The sequence below is a fragment of the Frankia sp. AiPs1 genome (assembly GCF_023716945.1).
In the GTDB taxonomy this organism is placed as follows: Bacteria; Actinomycetota; Actinomycetes; order Frankiales; family Frankiaceae; genus Frankia.
The window spans coordinates 1-837 of the sequence record NZ_JAMQQF010001089.1 but is presented as its reverse complement, the minus strand read 5'-3'; the positions used below and the strand labels follow the sequence as shown (position 1 = coordinate 837).

Here is an 837-nt window from a genome sequence, read left to right as displayed (position 1 = left end):
GGCCACCACCGCGTAGGCGCAGCAGGCCGCCGCCGGCGCGGGCAGCGCGGCCAGCCAGGTCAGCAGCGCGGCGACGCAGATCCAGCCCATGGCGAGGTCCAGGCAGACCGCCGCGGACGACGTCCACCCCGGGCCGTGCCGCAGCGCCAGCGCGATCGTCACCGCCGTCAGGGCACCGGCCACGGCGACGGCGAACCAGCGCCCGGCGCGGGCGTCCCACAGCAGCCCCCGGCCGCGGGCGGAGGCGGCGATCGCGTCGACGACGCCCCCGGCGAGCCGCGCGCCGTCGACGGCCGGGCCGCGCGGCGCCGGGATCGTGGCGGTCATCGGTCGGCCCTCCCGGTCTCGATCCTGGTGCCGACCGCCTGGTAGACGCCGGCAGTGGACCCGGTCGGCAGCATCCGCACCGAGTCGGCCCGGCGGGCCAGCCAGCGGGCGTAGTCGACGAGCGAGGGGCGCAGGCCGCCCACGACCGTCATCTCGATGCCGCAGCCGCCCAGCGCGCGGGTCAACCGGTCGGGCGCGACGAGCAACCGAGGATCGTGGATGCGCGGCGGCGGCCCCCCGGGCAGGCGCTCGGCGACGCCCACCAGGGCCACTCGGCAGAACAGCGTGTCGGCGAGCGTGTCGATGACGAGCGTCCCGCCTGGGGCGAGCACCCGCGCGATCGCCGCGCAGGCGGCCTCCAGATCCTCGAGGTGCTCGAACAGCTCGCCGGCGACGACGCAGGGGAACTGTCCGTCCTGGAACGGCAGGCACCGCACGTCGGCCCGGATCGCCGCGACGCCGTGCGCGGCGGCCTGCCGCAGCGCCGGTGCGGACAGGTCGACGCCGACG

The 837-nt window shown here is 78.0% G+C and carries 1 protein-coding gene and 1 pseudogene; both read right to left on the bottom strand.

The window, feature by feature from the left end:
- Nucleotides 1–327 (bottom strand): annotated as a pseudogene (locus ND748_RS33045) (hypothetical protein); the annotation flags it as partial.
- Nucleotides 324–837, bottom strand: a 514-nt coding sequence (locus ND748_RS33040; RefSeq protein ID WP_251750162.1) for a class I SAM-dependent methyltransferase, incomplete at its 5' end; no start/stop codon positions are given. The gene ND748_RS33040 and the pseudogene ND748_RS33045, both read right to left, overlap by 4 nt.